At 41.1% G+C, this 17,026-nt stretch carries 15 protein-coding genes; 13 read left to right on the plus strand and 2 right to left on the minus strand.

The genetic code is table 11. The annotated features are described in order from the left end of the window. Window positions 1-492: 492 nt before the first annotated feature. The 5 genes from MKX42_RS06060 (at window position 493) to MKX42_RS06080 (ending at window position 8,175) form a co-directional block, all read left to right on the plus strand. Window positions 493-5,622: an RHS repeat domain-containing protein gene (locus MKX42_RS06060; RefSeq protein ID WP_340751708.1), complete on the plus strand. Its 5,130-nt coding sequence runs from the start codon at window positions 493-495 to the stop codon at window positions 5,620-5,622. 1 nt (window position 5,623) lies between these two features. Continuing rightward, window positions 5,624-5,911 (plus strand): hypothetical protein, encoded by a 288-nt coding sequence (locus MKX42_RS06065; protein WP_340751709.1) that lies wholly within the window; start codon window positions 5,624-5,626, stop codon window positions 5,909-5,911. A gap of 177 nt (window positions 5,912-6,088) precedes the next feature. After that, window positions 6,089-6,379, plus strand: a complete 291-nt coding sequence (locus MKX42_RS06070) for a hypothetical protein (RefSeq protein ID WP_340751710.1) — start codon at window positions 6,089-6,091, stop codon at window positions 6,377-6,379. Window positions 6,380-6,503: 124 nt separating this feature from the next. Then, complete coding sequence (locus MKX42_RS06075; protein WP_340751711.1) at window positions 6,504-7,136, plus strand: hypothetical protein; 633 nt, start codon at window positions 6,504-6,506, stop codon at window positions 7,134-7,136. A 133-nt stretch (window positions 7,137-7,269) separates the two neighbouring features. Further along, window positions 7,270-8,175: a hypothetical protein gene (locus tag MKX42_RS06080; RefSeq protein WP_340751712.1), complete on the plus strand. Its 906-nt coding sequence runs from the start codon at window positions 7,270-7,272 to the stop codon at window positions 8,173-8,175. A 251-nt stretch (window positions 8,176-8,426) separates the two neighbouring features. On the opposite strand, the gene MKX42_RS06085 is transcribed toward MKX42_RS06080, so the two are convergent. Beyond that, on the minus strand, window positions 8,427-8,636 hold the full coding sequence (locus MKX42_RS06085) for a helix-turn-helix domain-containing protein (protein WP_340751713.1): 210 nt from the start codon (window positions 8,634-8,636) through the stop codon (window positions 8,427-8,429). Between the two features lie 157 nt (window positions 8,637-8,793). On the opposite strand from MKX42_RS06085, the gene MKX42_RS06090 reads away from it, so the two are divergent. The 7 genes from MKX42_RS06090 to MKX42_RS06120 all read left to right on the plus strand — a co-directional run bounded on the left by MKX42_RS06090 (window position 8,794) and on the right by MKX42_RS06120 (window position 14,394). After that, window positions 8,794-9,591, plus strand: coding sequence for a recombinase family protein (locus tag MKX42_RS06090; protein ID WP_340751714.1), 798 nt, complete (start codon window positions 8,794-8,796; stop codon window positions 9,589-9,591). Beyond that, on the plus strand, window positions 9,588-9,845 hold the full coding sequence (locus MKX42_RS06095) for a hypothetical protein (protein WP_340751715.1): 258 nt from the start codon (window positions 9,588-9,590) through the stop codon (window positions 9,843-9,845). Before MKX42_RS06090 ends, MKX42_RS06095 begins: the two co-directional genes overlap by 4 nt. 218 nt (window positions 9,846-10,063) lie before the next feature. Next, a complete protein-coding gene (locus MKX42_RS06100; protein WP_340751716.1) occupies window positions 10,064-11,299 on the plus strand; it encodes an IS110 family transposase in 1,236 nt (411 codons plus the stop codon). 211 nt (window positions 11,300-11,510) lie between these two features. Then, entirely contained in the window at window positions 11,511-12,098 is a 588-nt protein-coding gene (locus MKX42_RS06105; protein WP_340751717.1) for a hypothetical protein, read from the plus strand. A 6-nt stretch (window positions 12,099-12,104) separates the two neighbouring features. Then, window positions 12,105-12,614, plus strand: a complete 510-nt coding sequence (locus tag MKX42_RS06110) for a DUF2247 family protein (protein ID WP_340751718.1) — start codon at window positions 12,105-12,107, stop codon at window positions 12,612-12,614. Between the two features lie 123 nt (window positions 12,615-12,737). Continuing rightward, the gene (locus tag MKX42_RS06115; protein WP_340751719.1) at window positions 12,738-13,355 is read left to right on the plus strand and encodes a helix-turn-helix domain-containing protein; all 618 of its coding nucleotides are present in this window, start codon (window positions 12,738-12,740) and stop codon (window positions 13,353-13,355) included. A gap of 133 nt (window positions 13,356-13,488) precedes the next feature. Further along, window positions 13,489-14,394, plus strand: a complete 906-nt coding sequence (locus MKX42_RS06120; RefSeq protein WP_340751720.1) for a hypothetical protein — start codon at window positions 13,489-13,491, stop codon at window positions 14,392-14,394. 251 nt (window positions 14,395-14,645) lie between these two features. Here MKX42_RS06120 and MKX42_RS06125 read toward each other — a convergent pair whose 3' ends face one another. Next, a complete protein-coding gene (locus MKX42_RS06125) occupies window positions 14,646-14,855 on the minus strand; it encodes a helix-turn-helix domain-containing protein (protein WP_340751721.1) in 210 nt (69 codons plus the stop codon). 391 nt (window positions 14,856-15,246) lie between these two features. Here MKX42_RS06125 and MKX42_RS06130 point away from each other — a divergent pair, with 391 nt between their 5' ends. After that, complete coding sequence (locus tag MKX42_RS06130) at window positions 15,247-16,794, plus strand: hypothetical protein (protein ID WP_340751723.1); 1,548 nt, start codon at window positions 15,247-15,249, stop codon at window positions 16,792-16,794. Window positions 16,795-17,026 lie beyond the last annotated feature (232 nt).

A 17,026-nucleotide genomic window follows, 5' to 3' on the forward strand; every position in this document is an offset into this window, starting at 1 on the left:
TTTTATATATGTATCGAATGTATGTTGGCTTTGATCTTATATGAACAGGGGAGTTTTAGAGTGAGGTCTAATCAAAAAGCAAAATCATTATTCATTTATGTCCTATCCTTGGCTATACTATTTAGCGGTTTTCCTAACCTCATGGGGAGAGCGTCAGCTAACCCTGCTATGACAACTGCATCCAGAAGCACAGCAGAATTAGCCAAAAGCAGTCCTTCTCCTTCACCAGTACCCTCAGGACCCTCCGATCTATTACTGCCCCAAAATCCTGAGCCGACCATAACACCAGGAGCCCAAAGGAATGCACCCTCCCAGCCCTTGATTGCAGACGAGGTTGTTTCTGTAACTCAAGATGCTTATGATATCAACCTGCTGCCTGTAACTCAATTGAAGAAGAAGATTCTTCAGAAGAAAGAACGGTTGCAACCGGCCCTGACAGGTATGAAGGCTAAGGGGATCTTGTCGAGTGTACCTGATAATGAGGATCTAGAATTGAAACAAGCAGATATTGAACAACTTGTTCAAGCGGGAGCCTCCAAGATTGATGTGTACTGGCTGAACCTGCTGGTGATGGGGCAGACGAAGTGGACGGCCATCGAACTGTTGAGATGGAAGCAGGATAAACAAGCATCCTGGGAAGACATTCAAGCCACACTGGATCACGAAATGCAGACGCTCCATGTTCCTACAGTTGGAGAAGATGTATACGACCCGAATTCACTGCAGCAGGAAGCGATTGGAAGATTCACAGTGCGTTCCTCGGTCTATGAGCCAGCAAAGACGGAGATGAATTTCAGTGCAGATCCGTTATCGGTGATGTCGATTACCGCATTTGATGCGGCAGTCTCGGGTGTGATTGATAGAGGAGCCATAGAGGCGCAAATCAATCAGGTCCAAAAACCACAATTCAGTGACCGGAATAACTCCAGTGAAACTATTGATCCTGTGGCGGGAAGTGTGACGAGGAAAGAAAGTCTGCTTCATTTGCCAGGCGTGGATGGACTGGATTTGAATGTGGGACTGATGTACAACTCTAATCAGGGGACTCCTTTTATCTATAGAACCTATTATAGCGAATACTGGCAGATGAATGAGTCTGTATATGAATACGCGACCCCTGAGTTAGCGAATGGGTGGTCCTTCCAGTTTCCATACGTTCAAATGGGAGAGAATCAAAGCTTCTATCATGACGGAAATGGCAGTGTCTATGCCATCGGGCAACAGGGCGATGAACTCTCCAATTACAGCTACTTAATTAACTACAAAGGAAAAGATAGACGGATTATCTTTGAATCCAGGTACTCCGGCCAGTTCAATAACGGACAAGACGAATCAAGTTATTACATGGAATATTCGGATATGAAACGGGAGTATTTCTCTTCTAGAGGCAAGTTGCTTGGCATTAAAGACAGGTTCGGCAACACGATCACTTTTAGGTATTCGAATGCTGATAATGGTCGCTTGTCTTCGATTACCGATACGCTGGGTCGTATGGTTCTCTTCAGCTATGAGTATAATCTTCACGAAGAACCCTTTAACGGTGAACGGGTTACTCTCCGGGTGATGAACGGGACGAATGAAATTCAGAAGGTCATTCTCACCAAAGGCAGAGTAGCTGTGGATGTCCCGAAAAATTTTGCGCCAGCGATTAAAGTGTATCAGCCGGTTCTCTCTAGCATTACAAATTCAATAGGAGAAAGCACGTACTTTAACTATGAGAATCAACTGACGCTAATCCCGAATAACGGATTTAACTTTGAGGCACTGTTAAGTGAAGTCAACTATCCGCATTCCAGCACGAAGTATAATTATGAATATGTGAGCCGGCATATGAGTAACTCCGATTCGTTTGGAGAATACCGGGCGACGTCTAGAAGTGACTATATGGGAGGAAAGGCCTATCAGCAACTCCGGTATACTTACACGGGAGATTATACGGGGAATACCCCAGAGCAGTATCCAGGTCATTTGCCGGATGATTTCCGTTACAGTACCACATCCGCGGTGATGAGTAGTACACCAAGTAACGGGCTAAGTACGACCCATACATTTGACAAAGAAGGCAGAGTCCTTCGTTCAGAGACGGTTGCCGGTAACGGAGAGAGGAAAATAACCGAAAATACAGCGTTCCACGGGTTGTTTACCCAGTCTCCCACACGGACAACGATTTCGGAATATGCCGCGCAGGACAGTGACGCCACGGCGAAACATCTGTATACCGAGACAACCTATACAAATTGGGGCCAGGTTCAGAGCCAAACGGAGCCGCTAACGGCCGAGCAATGGAATAATCCGAATCTGAAGCAGCACTATACCACTAGCTATCAGTATGAACCTACCTATCGGTTTCCGGCTTCTGTATCCAAATACCAGAATGAAACAGATAGCGCGCCTTATACAGAGTCGTATACTTACACTGCGGAAGGCCGTCCGGCAACGATTACGAATGCCAAGGGTGAACAAACTAAGTATGACTACACCTATGTGAATGGGGATGGACAAAATAAGCTGGAACAGGCCGTTATCCAGACGTGGGCAAATAATCAGCGGGTGGCAAAATCGGTAGTGCGGTATGGCAGTGAGAACAACTATGCTTACCCTACGGAGCAACAGCAGTGGTTCAATATCGGGACTGCTGACGAAAAAGTTGTCACCACCAAAATGCTCTACAATAAAGACAATGGCCAGGTCATTCAGAAAACTGAGGCCAACAACCAGATCGTTACCTATGAATACGATGCTATAGGGCGATTAAAAAAAGAAACCTATCCTGAAATAAACAACGCCAAGAGTGAACGTGTTCAGAAAGTCGTAGATTACAACTACTATAACCAGAGCTCTCCTAATTTCGATGCGACAAATGCAGACACACAGGTCTTAAAGGTCGATTCCATTACCACGGTCAACAACATCACCCGTGGTACGAGCATGAAAACCTATGCGAATGTACTGTATAACGGATTAGGTCTCGCCTTACTGGAAGAGCATTATGATGAGAACGTGAGCAATTGGGTGTTTACCCAATATCATTATGACGACCAGGGACGTCCGGTCTATTCCATCGATCCCGCAGGAAATACACTGACTGCCAGCTACGATGTCTGGGGCCGGCAGAATCGGGCCACAACGCCGAGTGGGGATGTGATGGTCAGCGACTATGATTCGGGGTCTCGCACGGCGACCAGCTATATTCAGGATCAGGCCACTGGCCAGTCCCTGAACTATATCCAGGAGAGCTATGACCCTTGGGGGAATAAGCTATCTGCTTCTACCTATAAAGACTGGCCGACGAAGCAGCAGCCCATCAGCGAATCCTATCGCTACAACATTGCCGGACAGGTGACGGGATACACCGATCCTAACCGTAATCTGAATGAGGATGGGGTGACCACCAGTTATCAGTACGATGCCTTAGGCCGGTTAATTGCCTTGAAGGATGCGTTAAATCAGACGACCCGCTATAGCTATGATGGTCATGGGCAATTGTCACTGGTGACAATCCAAGCTAAAAATGGGACTCCCCAGGTGCTGAACAGCAAAACGTATAACGAACTGGGTCTACTCAGCGTGAAGCAGGATGCAGCCTCCCAAAACGAAAGCTACACGTATAACAGCTCAGGGCAGTTAGCCGCTAAAACCGACCGCAATGGCAGCAGCTTCGCGTATCTTTACGATGAAGCGGGTCAACTGAAGAAGAGCACGATACAAGGGAAGATCAACAACGTAGCCCAAACGTTGGAGACCGTCATGATTACGGGGGATGGAAGTCCGAAGAAGCAGACGATCCAAACTCTGCTCAATCAAGGGGAGACGGCCTACCACTCGTTAACGAGGGATAGCTTGGGTCAAAAGCGTTCGATCTATGGGCGCTCCGGAAGCCACTACGTGTCGATAAACAACCAATTGGATGCGCTGGGACGGATGAAGCAGATTAGTGATTATTACATGGGATTTTACACCAACTATTCGTACCAAAAGCAGCGATTGACCCAGGTACAAACAAATGGGAACACATCTGTGACTGGGGCTGCAGCGGCTAACGTGCAGTATACTTATTTCGGCAATGACCAGGTGAAGTCGATCACCTACCCTACCCTGACAAATGGCGGTACGCTGAAGACGGACTATACGTATAATAAGGCGCTGGGTTGGACAGAAAATATGACCAACAAGAACGGGGATTTCGTGTTCTCCAGTTATACCTACAGCTATGACAATAACGGAAACCGAATCACGGTTAGCGAATCACGTAACGGCGGCACTGCCCAAACGACGAGTTACAGCTACGACGCGCTGAATCGGCTGGTATCCACCACCCGAGCGGATGGCCGTCAATCCACATATACGTACGATGTGCGGGGTAACCGTCTGACGCTGTCAAGTACCGGTGTGGTTAACCTGGATTCCACGGATACCAGCTACACCTATGATCTGCAGAATACCCTAACGAGTATCGCTAAAGGTGGGAGTAGCACTACCTTCCAGTACTATGCCGACGGAATGCGGTCGATGAAGACCAAGGGCAATACCCAGACCCAGGTGAACTACAACTTCCAGGGCCAAGTGATCTCGGAAGAGAAAATTGTGGATGGTCAGTTTGTCGAGCAAGCGAATTTTGTTCGCGGTGACCGGGTGTTAGTGAAGAAGGATAAAAAAGCGGCTAAGGATTATTACTACTTGTACAACGGCCATGGTGACGTGGTGCAGATTGTCGATACTAGCGGAACAGTAGTGAACAACTACGCCTATGATGAGTGGGGCAACATCACCAGCCAGGACGAGAAAATTTCTAACTCCTTCAAGTATACGGGAGAGGTGTATGACGAGGAGACTGGACTGTATTACCTGCGGGCACGATACTATGACCCGAGCATGGGACGGTTTTTAAATGAGGATACGTATGAGGGGCAGATTGATAATCCGCTGAGTTTGAATCTGTATACGTATGTTAGCAATAATCCTTTAATTTATACAGATCCATCAGGTCATGCAGCTAAAGCATATGATTTTGGGGGAGGTGGAGGCGGATTAATGGATGGTGCTGCCCCAAAAGCCACTTGGGTAAAAGCAGGTGAAGGGGTTTATAGTGCTGTTGATTGGTATACAGGAGGGGCGCTAACCAATTATATTAATTCTAACGACCAGCCATGGAGTGCAGAACATCTCTTAAATGCAGCGAATTTAGCAATTAACTTTATTCCAATATCAGCAGCTGAAGCGAAAGCTTTACAAATTGGTAAGGCTGCTGAAAAAGCCGGTGTAAGCCTGATTCAAAAAGCAGGGCAATGGATAAAGGTTGTATTTAAAGGCGAGGCGAATATTGTTAAAGCTATTCCTAAACTGGAGGACCTGACGAGTAAGGCACTTAGTAGTAATAGACCAATAATCGGTATTTTAAGAGAAAATGGTAAAATTGATGCTTTTGTTCAACCAGAGAATTATGGTGCATTCTTAAGTCACGAACAGTTAGGATTAACGAAATCAGATCTGGGCTTTACATTGTTTTACACTGATGGAGAATGGGGGGTTAGAGGCTCGGGCTATGCGGCAGGAAAGAACTGGGCACAGCCTTCACTTGAACAGCAAATCATGATAAAAAAATTATTTGGTGTAGGTGATTGATATGAAATTAAAAGACTTGATTAGAAAGCATTACGGTGTGTTTTGTCCGAACTGTGGCTATGAACTTTCAATTTATACTACATTCTCAATAAAAAAATTTGCTTTGAAGTGTAATAAATGTGATAAAGGCTATATGTATGAAAGAGAATTTAATAGATTAACACCTTCATCAGTCCCAGATGACATTGAGAAGGCATTCGACTGGGATGAATACAACAAATATTACAAAGGCATTCCAACGAGTGTTTCATTTATGCCTAAAATTCTAAGAAAACATTTCAAAAATTAGAATTCTGCTATGATTTAAGAAAACGTCAAAATACTTGTTATCTGTCTAACTTTACGGCAAGCAGTATTATAGAATGGTTGGTAATTGGGATTGTTTATTAAAAATAAATTAGCCACATGTGATGATATACTGCATGTGGTTTCTTTGTACTTAAAATGTTTGGTATAGGAGGATAGAATGAACATAAAACAATTAATTTCCAAACATTATGCAGTAAATTGTCCTAATTGCAAACATGAACTATCTGTTTATGCAATATATTCAATTAATGAATTTGCTGTAAAGTGTAACAACTGTAAGAAGGGATACATTTTACAACGAAGCAAAGGTATAAAACTAACTCCTTCGGATACTGTAGATAAGATTAATACGGATTTACAGCAATATGATGAATATCATAAGTATTATTTAGGCACTCCCAGCAGCCAAATGCTAATGCCTCAATGGATTAGGAGATTTATTAAGTAAAAGTAATATCAAACCAAGCTGCCACATGCGAGCGTGATAACTGCATGTGGTTTTTCTTTTTTGAAAAAGCATTTGACATTCCGAGTATGGCGATATACAATGAATCTCGTAAGGCATACTAAGTATGGCGGTGATTGAGATAATCGGTTTACAATTTATAGCTGACACGTTCCACATGGAGTACAAATCGGTAGCAGAAGCCATCGGGGTTTCCAAACAAACATTTCAGGACTGGATCAAAGAAAGAAGGAAGATACCTGAACCACGTATTGAGCAATTGTCTGAGTTATTTGGGATTGAGGATCGAACCTTGTTCCAAAAGGAGTTGCTTCCATCCGAAAAGTCGGAAATTCTTATGGTTTACTTAACCAAAACAGATGAACATGAGGAAATCGAAATTACCAACTTTGATGATGACGGAAACGAGTACACTACAACACAGCACTATTCACAGCATTTTAACCTTCTTGAGTATGTTCAAGCAGGACAAAAAAGAGAAAGATTGATCGAACAGGTAAGTTCCTTGCTGAATGCTGATCCAATCAACGAAGGCGCAAATTTCAACCTTTTAGAAGATGCAGTTGCGGTAATTCAAGAACAGAATCGTAATAAAAAGACAGCGTTGGAACTGGTCTTATATTATCTCGTCCATAGAGATAACGAATGGGGAGTACATCCAGATTACGCAAAATACGAACAGAAACAGTTCTTTGAGAAGCTAGACAAGCTGTTTGAGGAAACTGGAATTAAGCCTTAATAGGTGGTGAGCACGATGAAAAAGATAGACACGAGTTGAACAATAGCCCGACTCCAGCCGTGGGTTCTCATTCTTATAACATCTCCAATCCCATCCAATATATTAGACTACTAGAAATGAAAGAAGGTTTCATATGTTTGACACTATAATACTGAAAGCAAGACCTATTCCTATTGATCCAGCTATATTGAATCAATACAACGAACAATCAACTACATTCTTAAGCAAAGAAACAGGTACATTGAACACAAGATATACGTTAAAAGATGAAAAGTTGCCATACATGAAGTATATCGAGAATAGCCAAACACTCACAGTACAAGTATCCATGCCGAAGTTTCTATATGGAGACAACGTTACGATGCTCACAGAAGCAGATATCCCCTTGTTCTTTGAACAATTGCAAGACAGGCTGCTCCAACTCTTTGATGTGTATGTTCCACACTCTGAATGGATAATAAGCCGATGTGATGTCTGTTGCAATTTTCAAGTAGGTAAAAAGGTCAGTGAATATGTGCGGATGCTAAGTGGGCAGCAGCTTGCTTATAAGAATACAATAGCATACAACCAAGAACAGACCGTTGAATACCGGAACAAGAGCAGCAGAATTATGTTTTATGATAAGCATAAGCAGACTCGAAAGGAAGAAGAATCAAACGAGATTATTGAACGTTCTAAAGGTATCCTTCGATTAGAAGTCAGACCTAGCGACAATGATCTGAGAAGGTTCTCGCCAACGAGGAAGGCAGTAGAATTACTCCAAAAACCATTCTTTGACTATACGATGGAGAGGATACTTGCGCAGATTGAGTATCCAGAGGAAGTTAGCGATATGGATTTGTCTTGGCTAATGGAGAACAGAGAAAACATATCCAAGATCGAAACTGTTCTTGGTTTCCGACTGCTGCAAAGCATGTTTGATGAATCCGTATTAAGGCAGCTTTATACATCATCTACTTATGCCAATCGCAAAAACTTGCCAAAAAAAATAGCAATCCCCCAAGGGAACTGCTTAGATCGTCTTGCAATAAATAGCTAGAAGACACATCCTCACCGACGGACACGTTATTTTGCCGATAACGATAAAAAGTCCAACATGTTGGATGAAAGAAAAATAACATAGTCTCTATTGTACTTGAAAATAAAGAGATTTCAACCCCTACCTTCCGGGAAATGTTCGCCATTACGATAGGAAAACACCCGGGGGTGGTTTACATCAAAAAGCATGATTCTTGTTGAGGAATAGGGCGTAGCACATCCAGCGCCCGACCCGACTTACATTTAGACACCTTAAGCTTCCGAATCTTCAACAATCAGTTCATGGATGGAGATGTCTAGAGCTTCACAAATCGCTTCCAGCGTTCGGATATAGACTCTGTCTACTGAATCGGAACAGAGATGATTAATGGTACTTGGACGTAAGTTCATTTGTCGGGCAAGCTGTCTTTGTGACATTCCACGCTGATCTAATATATCTTTTAATCGAATCTTTATCTTCATGTCTTCCTCCATCATTCCAGCAGCTAAATATAGAAAGATTATATCATGAACTTGTCTGGAAAATCATTGAATGTAACTCTTAAAGGTTATATAATTATAAAGTGGAACTGTTAAGAGTTACACTAATTACAATTTCCGTAACGATGGAGGATTATACATGAATGTCATAGGCTATGTACGGGTCAGTACGCAAGGTCAGGTGAAGGATGGCTACAGCTTGTCCTACCAGCAAGACGAGATTCGGTCGTACTGTGAGCAGCAGGGATGGCATCTAGTTCAGGTTTTTACAGACGAGGGCATTAGTGGGGCGAAAGTGGACGAGGAAGCCTTAGAAGTCGAACGAGAGGGCTTCCAAGACATGCTGACCTATGTATCGAGTCACAAGGTGGATTACGTTGTTGTCCTGAACACAAGCAGATTATGGAGAAGTGATATTGTCAAAGTCCTAGTCCATCGGGAGCTGAAAAAGCGCAATATCGACATTCGGAGTATTGAACAACCGACCTATAGCATTTTTAAGAAAGACCCGTCTGACTTCCTGATTAACGGTTTGATGGAATTGCTGGATGCTTATCAGCGGCTGGAGATTGCTATGAAGCTGGGACGTGGACGAAACAAAAAGGCTTCCGAAGGCAAGTTTGCTGGTGGAGGCATTCCTTTTGGTTACAAAGGAAAACGGGGATCAAAGCAAATGTTCATTGACGAACAGAAGGCATCCACGGTTCAGCGGCTCTTTCAATTGAAAAAGCAATACCCTATATGGTCATTGGCGGCTTTAGCTGAGAAGTTAAATGAAGAAGGATTTACAACAGAACAAGGGAAGAGGTTTACCAAAGTACAGGTGAAACGAATCCTAGACCGTAAAGCATTTTACCAAGGAACGTATCGTTATGGACAGATCGAAGTAGACGGTAAACATCAAGCAATCCTACAGTCTGGAGGAATGTGCTTGTGACGATATTACAAGAGAAGTATGAATCGCTGGTTGAGCAAGAAGATCAGCTTCTAACAAGTCTCCGAACCACTGCCGCTTATGAAAATGCCATGTTTCAAATTACACATGAACAAGCTGCGGAGATTCACTTGCCGACAGCGGAGAAAATCATAGATAAGATTCACGAGTACACAGAAGAACTGCGGCTAGACCTGCTTTATGTACGTCTGGAGAAGTCACACGTTGCTGGGATGTTGAAACTTACAGCTATCTAAGCATTATCGAAAACAAGAGATTGCTAACGTATCTTTGCGGCATCGACCGCTCGAACTGAGGATGCAAACTTGTTTATCCCTAATGTTTTCGCCACTCGTTTGAGTGGTTACTAATGGGCTGGATACATACAGATCAAGCGATAGAGACAGCAAAGATTCTTGAATGAAACGAATCGAATCCATTAGTAACAATTCAAATACAGAGGGAGCAAAAGAGCATGATTGAACAGCAGAATCTAATCTATGTAGGAGTTGACCTGCATAAACAACATCATACAGCCGTCATTATTGACTGCTGGAGCAAGAAGCTAGGGGAACTAAAATTCGATAACAAGCCGTCTGCCTTTCCCTTGCTGCTCAAGGAACTGAACAAGTACACCAAGAAGGGCTTGTCAGTAGTCTATGGACTGGAAGATGTCGGAGGCTACGGCAGAGGACTCGCCGTCTATCTGAAGGACAATCGTTGCTGGGTGAAGGAAGTGAACGCAAAGCTCGCTAACGCCAGACGAAAAAGCCATGTGACCGTTCAGAAGTCGGATAGCTGGGATGCGGAATGCGTTGCCAAGGTGCTCAGGGACGAGTTAGAGCGTCTGCCAGATGCTCAACCCGTTGACCTGTTCTGGGCGATTAGCCAACTTGTGACACAGCGCAAATGGTTGGCTAAGATTTTAACAGAAGCGGTAAAAAAGATGCATCAGCAGATTAGCTATTCCTATCCCAGTTACAAAAAGTTCTTCTCTGAAGTAGAGGGGAAAACGGCGCTTGCCTTCTGGGAAACCTACCCCTCACCGTACACCTTGAAGGACATGTCTGAGGAAGCCCTTGCTGCTTTCTTGCGAAAGCACAGCAACAATGGATTGTCTCATAAGAAGGCAAATCAAATTCTTACTCTGATCGACGCAGATGGAGAAACGTATCGGGATTTTCAGGATTCAAGAGATTCAGTTGTAGTGAGTCAGGTGGAATCCGCTCGGTTTTTTCAAGAACAATTGGTCAGTATCGAGGGTAAGATTGAGCATTTGATGCAGCAGCTTGGCTTTCAGCTTGAATCCATGACAGGGATCAATGTGGTGACAGCAGCGCAGCTTGTGGCAGAGATTGGTGATATTCACCGATTCGCTTCCTCTGATAAGCTTGCCCGATTTGCTGGAATAGCACCTGTAGCGGTTGGTTCAGGAAATAAGTCACGAAATTTTAAGAGTAAGCAAGGCAATCGGGAATTGCATGATATTATCAAGAGTCTTGCAATTCGTCAGATTGGTGTCACCCGTACCAAGAGGGAGCCAAAGAATGCCTATTTTCATGCTTATTATGAGCGAAAGATAGCAGAGGGGAAGACGAAACAGCAAGCGATTGTGTGCTTAATGAGGAAGCTGGTAAACATCATCTACGTCATGATGAAGAAAAAGTCAGCCTACGTGATGCCGAATACACCAGTACAGCAGGCAGGATGATAGAATGGGTGGTAGCTGAGAGTGATTTCTCAGTTGCCACCTTCTTTATTCAAAGCTCCGCTTTATAAACTAGGATACGTATGAGGGGCAGATTGATAATCCGCTGAGTTTGAATCTGTATACGTATGTTAGCAATAATCCTTTAATTTATACAGATCCATCAGGTCATGCAGCTAAAGCATATGATTTTGGGGGAGGTGGAGGCGGATTAATGGATGGTGCTGCCCCAAAAGCCACTTGGGTAAAAGCAGGTGAAGGGGTTTATAGTGCTGTTGATTGGTATACAGGAGGGGCGCTAACCAATTATATTAATTCTAACGACCAGCCATGGAGTGCAGAACATCTCTTAAATGCAGCGAATTTAGCAATTAACTTTATTCCAATATCAGCAGCTGAAGCGAAAGCTTTACAAATTGGTAAGGCTGCTGAAAAAGCCGGTGTAAGCCTTATTCAAAAAGCAGGGCAATGGATTAAGGTTGTTTTTAAGGGTGAAGCTAGAGTTGTCCAGATAAATAACCCAGTACTTGAAAGTGTCCGTACGGGCAGTGCTCTGAAGTTAGATGCTCAACATGCATTTAATGATATTATTGATAATTATGCTACTTGGGCTCAAGAGTTTGATTTAGTAGGTAATGATAAAGTCGTAAGACAACTATACCAAGTGAAAGGTTCTCTTAATGGAAAAGAAGGTATTTTTGAGTGGATCATTGACCCCGATCCCTTAAAAGGAGTAACTCATAGAAGATTTATTGAAGGTGTAGAAATAACGGGCAAGCCAAATGCATTTCCTAAGAGGTGAAATACTTTGTACAATATTGATTTTTTTGAACAATTTTCAATTCCATTTAGTTGGTCTACTCTATTGGCTGGATTAAGACTCAAATTTTTGGCTATTGAGCAGGTTGATGATTATGCAGTGAAGTATATTTCTGAGAATCCAGAAATGGAAAGTGAATTCTTGTTAGAACTTGCATGGGAAAAGAAGAATTATGAAGAAGTTTTTCGTCTTATAGAAAATTTTCTAATTGAAAATGGTATTACCAATGATCCTAATATTGAGGAGCAAAAGTGGAGGTTCTGTATCCTACAAAACATCCGCAATGAAACAAGGGATCATAATCTGCTTTTTGAGAAAATCGCAGAAGTGTATAGTACTTTTAATTATCCTGAGGATATGGAGGAACTTATATACTACAATGAGCCCAAAGATGGTTATAATGTTTTATTACACACGAAAGAGGAAAATATCAACCGATTGCTTTTTAAAATTGATACATTTTTAACGTCAGAAAAGAAAAAATTATCTTTCTGTTAATCGTGAACCACATGTGAGTCACTTCACTCCATGTGGTTTTTCTTTTGGAAAAGCAGTTGACATTCTGAGTATGTCAATATATAATCGACTTTGCAAGGCATACTAAGTATGGCGGTGATTGAGATGATCGGATTACAATTTATAGCTGACACGTTTCACATGGAGTACAAATCGGTAGCAGAAGCCATAGGCGTTTCCAAACAAACTTTTCAGGACTGGATCAAAGAAAGACGGAAGATACCCGAACCACGTCTGGAGCAGTTGTCTGAGTTATTCGGGATCAAGGATCAGGCATTATTCCAAAAGGAGTTACTTCCATCCGAAAAGTCGGAGATTCATATGGTTTACTTAACCAAAACGGATGAACATGAGGAAATCGAAATTACCAACTTTGATGATGACGGAAACGAGTACACTACAACACAGCACTATTCGCAGAATTTTAACCTTCTTGAGTATGTTCAAGCAGGACAAAAAAGAGAAAGATTGATCGAACAGGTAAGTTCCTTGCTGAATGCTGATCCAATCAACGAAGGCTCAAATTTCAATCTTTTAGAAGATGCAGTTGAGGTAATCCAAGAACAGAATCGTAATAAAAAGACAGCGTTGGAATTGGTCTTATATTATCTCGTTCACCGAGATAACGAATGGGGAGTACATCCAGATTATGCAAAATACGAACAGAAACAGTTCTTTGAGAAGCTTGACAAGCTGTTTGAGGAAACTGGAATTAAGCCTTAATAGGTGGTGAACACGATGAACAAGTATGACACGAGTTGAACAATAGCCCGACTCGAGCCGTTGGTTCCCGTTCTTATAACATCTCCAATCACATCCAATATATTAGACTACTAGAAATGAAAGAAGGTTCCTTGTGTTTGACACTATCATACTGAAAGCAAGACCTATTCCTATTGATCCAGATATATTGAATCAACATAGCTCTAATTTAACTACATTCTATAGCGAAGAAACAGGTGCATTGAACACAAGCTATACGTTAAAAGGTGAAAAGTTGCCATACATGAAGTATATCGAGGGTAGCCAAACACTCACAGTACAAGTATCCATGCCAAAGTTTCTATATGGAGACAACGTTACGATGCTCACAGAAGCAGATATTCCCTTGTTTTTTGAACAGTTGCAAGAGAGGCTGCTCCAGTTCTTTGATGTGTATATTCCACACTCTGAATGGATAATAAGCCGATGTGATGTCTGTTGCAATTTTCAAGTAGGTAAGAAGGTCAGTGAATATGTGCGGATGCTAAGTAGGCAGCAGTTTGCTTACAAGAATACAATAGCATACAACCAAGAACAGACCGTTGAATACCGGAACAAGAGCAGCAGAATTATGTTTTATGATAAGTATAAGCAAACTCGAAAGGAAGAAGAATCAAACGAGATTATTGAACGTTCTAAAGGTATCCTTCGACTAGAAGTCCGACCTAGTGACAATGATCTGGTAAGATTCTCGCCAACGAAAAAGGCAGTAGAATTACTCCAAAAACTATTCTTTGACTATACGATGGAGAGGACACTTGCGCAGATTGAGTATCCAGAGGAAGTCAGCGATATGGATTTGTCTTGGCTAATGGAGAACAGAGAAAACATATCCAAGATCGAAACTGTTCTTGGTTTCCGACTGCTGCAAAGCATGTTTGATGAATCCGTATTAAGGCAACTTTATACATCATCTACGTATGCCAATCGCAAAAACTTGCCAAAAAAAATAGCAATCCCCCAAGGGAACTGCTTAGATCGTCTTGCTATAAATAGCTAGAAGACACATCCTCACCGACGGACACGTTATTTTGCCGATAACGATAAAAAGTCCAACATGCTGGATGAAATAAAAATAACATAGTTTCTATTGTACTTGAAAATAATGAGATTACAACCCCTACCTTCTGGGAAATGTTCACCATTACGATAGGAAAACACCCGGGGGTGGTTTACATCAAAAAGCATAATTCTTGTTGAGGAATAGGGCGTAGCACATCCAGCGCTCGACCCAACTTACATTTAAGCACCTTAAGCTTCCGAATCTTCAACAATCAGTTCATGGATGGAGATGTCTAGGGCTTCACATATCGCTTCCAGCGTTCGGATATAGACTCTGTCTACTGAATCGGAACAGAGATGATTGATCGTACTTGGACGTAGGTTCATTTGTCGGGCAAGTTGTCTTTGTGACATTCTTCGCTGATCTAATATATCTTTCAATCGAATCTTTAACTTCATGTTTTCCTCCATCATTCCAATAGCTAAATATAGATAAGGTTCTTGGGGCGCTTTTGTTGTGATTTGTCAGAGGATTAAAAAGCTAGAAATATGATATTTTACTTAATTAGACATATATTAATGAAATTAGACAAAATACCACCATTTTAAAAAGTTTGATTTTGTCTTATGATGCAAATTAGAGACTTAGCACATAGTTACTTAAAACTAGCACCAGATTAAGAAAGTAAAGGAGTTACAGCAATGAAAAGAGAAAAACAGAATTGGAAAATCTGCGGTGTTATGACAATTCAGTCGAAATGAAGCCGAATTAAGCCGAATAGGAGAGAACTCTTAGGACATAAGATGTACTTTTATCGGACATAAAAATCCATTGAAAAGGGGAGTTTGCGTGAAGAGACTTTTTTCATTAGTCGTATGTTTATTCATTTTTAGTTCTTTAATAATTCAAAATTATTCGTTTGCAGAAAAGAACTCAAGTGTAATAACGGAGTTTAAAGAAGAGAGAACCCAAAATAAGAAATTGTTTATTAATCCGAAAACTAAAACATATACCGAAAAGATTTTCAATCATTCGGTACATTATAAGGGCAAAAATGGTGAGTGGGAGGATATTGATAATACGATTTTACCAAGTCTTGAAAAGAATGACCAATACACAAATGATGTTGTGAAAAATAACTATAAACTCCATTTGAATAAACGAAGTGATAAAGCTCTGAAAATAAGTTATAAAGATATGTCAGTTAAATATTTAGCATTAAAGACAAATAAAAAAGAAGCTATTATCCAAAAAAATGAAGTTATTTATTTAGATGCTTGGAAAGCCTCTGATTTGCAATATATTGTTCAGAATGACGGTATAAAAATGAACATCATTCTTAAAAATCAATCAGCCCCTAAAAGATTTGAATTTGAAATTTCATCAAAGAATTTGAAAATGGTCAAAGACTCACAGGGCATCAGCTTTAAAGATGAGAAAACTGATGAATTTGTTTTTCAAATTCCTAAAATGTGGGTTTCGGATAGTTCTGATCCAGATAGACTAAGGTATGAAAATATAAAAGAGGAAGTATACTCGAAAAATGGAAAAACTATTTTATCTATCTCTGTTGATGATACAAATCTAAAATATCCTTTACTTATTGATCCTACGACTAATCTATCCTCCTATGGAAAAGTATCAGATGATGCTCCTGGTTCTCTGGTGGCTGAGAATTTAATTAATCCTATAAAAGTAGCTAATATCAGTAATATCAGCGTGTATGCAGATTACGTTGATCCCATACACGGACCTCAGGATGTGAATTTCGAATTATATGCAAATAAAAATACAATCCCGCAAACTTTTGTATGTTACAATTCCTGCTCATCACCCGCACAAAATCCGAATTTGGGCGCTGTAAAGATCAGCAATACAAATCAAACCAATATTAGCTATAGTCAATTGGTTAGTACACTAGGGTCTGATTTTATTGTTAGGGGCTTAACGATGTACGGTTATCCATTGGCAATGTATAACATCTCTATAACTTATACCGTTTCAGAATTGCCTCCTGAAAAACCGGCGATTCCTAAAAACGTAAAAATAGAGAAAGTTAATGACTATCAACTTAAGATTTCCTGGGATATCGTACAATCCAACAAAAGTTATCGAATTTGGGATATGTCAAAAAGCATTGTAATAAAAACTACAAGCCAAAATTTTATTGTAATAGATAAAACGCCCCAGGATAAGTATGCATTAACAGCCTATGACCCCACAACTCTAGCTGAATCGGATAAGGTTAGTTTTACCTTTGATCCATCCAATAACATTATATACTACTATATAAATAACAGATTGGAAAAAGTAACTGATCAAAAGAAAAATGAAACTATCAGATATGAATATGATGCGAATGGTAATTTGACAAAAAAGTATAAAGTAGCTTCTTAGTTTGAACTTATAGCTGAATGGTCAGACCCCCATGACTTTAACTAATAATTCATAATTAGTCCCAGCATCTCGGGGGAAGTCCGCAGCAATGCCACATAAGCTGCAGACTTCCCTTTTTCTGCTGCACAGACTACTAGAGTGGTCTATGGTCCGCTTAAGTTAACATTCACAGGATTAAACTTGTATGTTAGCATTACTTGTAATTCTATTACTTACCAAATTTAGATGGTTG

Origin of the sequence: Paenibacillus sp. FSL R7-0204 (genome assembly GCF_038002225.1) — a bacterium.
Lineage (GTDB): Bacteria > Bacillota > Bacilli > Paenibacillales > Paenibacillaceae > Paenibacillus_AQ.

Bases quoted from the DNA above. Each gene is read 5' to 3' on its own strand.
- MKX42_RS06065 (WP_340751709.1), top strand. From the start codon at position 5,624: ATGAAATTAAAAGACTTGATTAGAAAGCATTACGGTGTGTTTTGTCCG.
- MKX42_RS06070 (WP_340751710.1), top strand. From the start codon at position 6,089: ATGAACATAAAACAATTAATTTCCAAACATTATGCAGTAAATTGTCCT.
- MKX42_RS06075 (WP_340751711.1), top strand. From the start codon at position 6,504: ATGGCGGTGATTGAGATAATCGGTTTACAATTTATAGCTGACACGTTC.
- MKX42_RS06080 (WP_340751712.1), top strand. From the start codon at position 7,270: ATGTTTGACACTATAATACTGAAAGCAAGACCTATTCCTATTGATCCA.
- MKX42_RS06085 (WP_340751713.1), bottom strand. From the start codon at position 8,636: ATGAAGATAAAGATTCGATTAAAAGATATATTAGATCAGCGTGGAATG.
- MKX42_RS06090 (WP_340751714.1), top strand. From the start codon at position 8,794: ATGAATGTCATAGGCTATGTACGGGTCAGTACGCAAGGTCAGGTGAAG.
- MKX42_RS06100 (WP_340751716.1), top strand. From the start codon at position 10,064: ATGATTGAACAGCAGAATCTAATCTATGTAGGAGTTGACCTGCATAAA.
- MKX42_RS06105 (WP_340751717.1), top strand. From the start codon at position 11,511: ATGGATGGTGCTGCCCCAAAAGCCACTTGGGTAAAAGCAGGTGAAGGG.
- MKX42_RS06115 (WP_340751719.1), top strand. From the start codon at position 12,738: ATGATCGGATTACAATTTATAGCTGACACGTTTCACATGGAGTACAAA.
- MKX42_RS06125 (WP_340751721.1), bottom strand. From the start codon at position 14,855: ATGAAGTTAAAGATTCGATTGAAAGATATATTAGATCAGCGAAGAATG.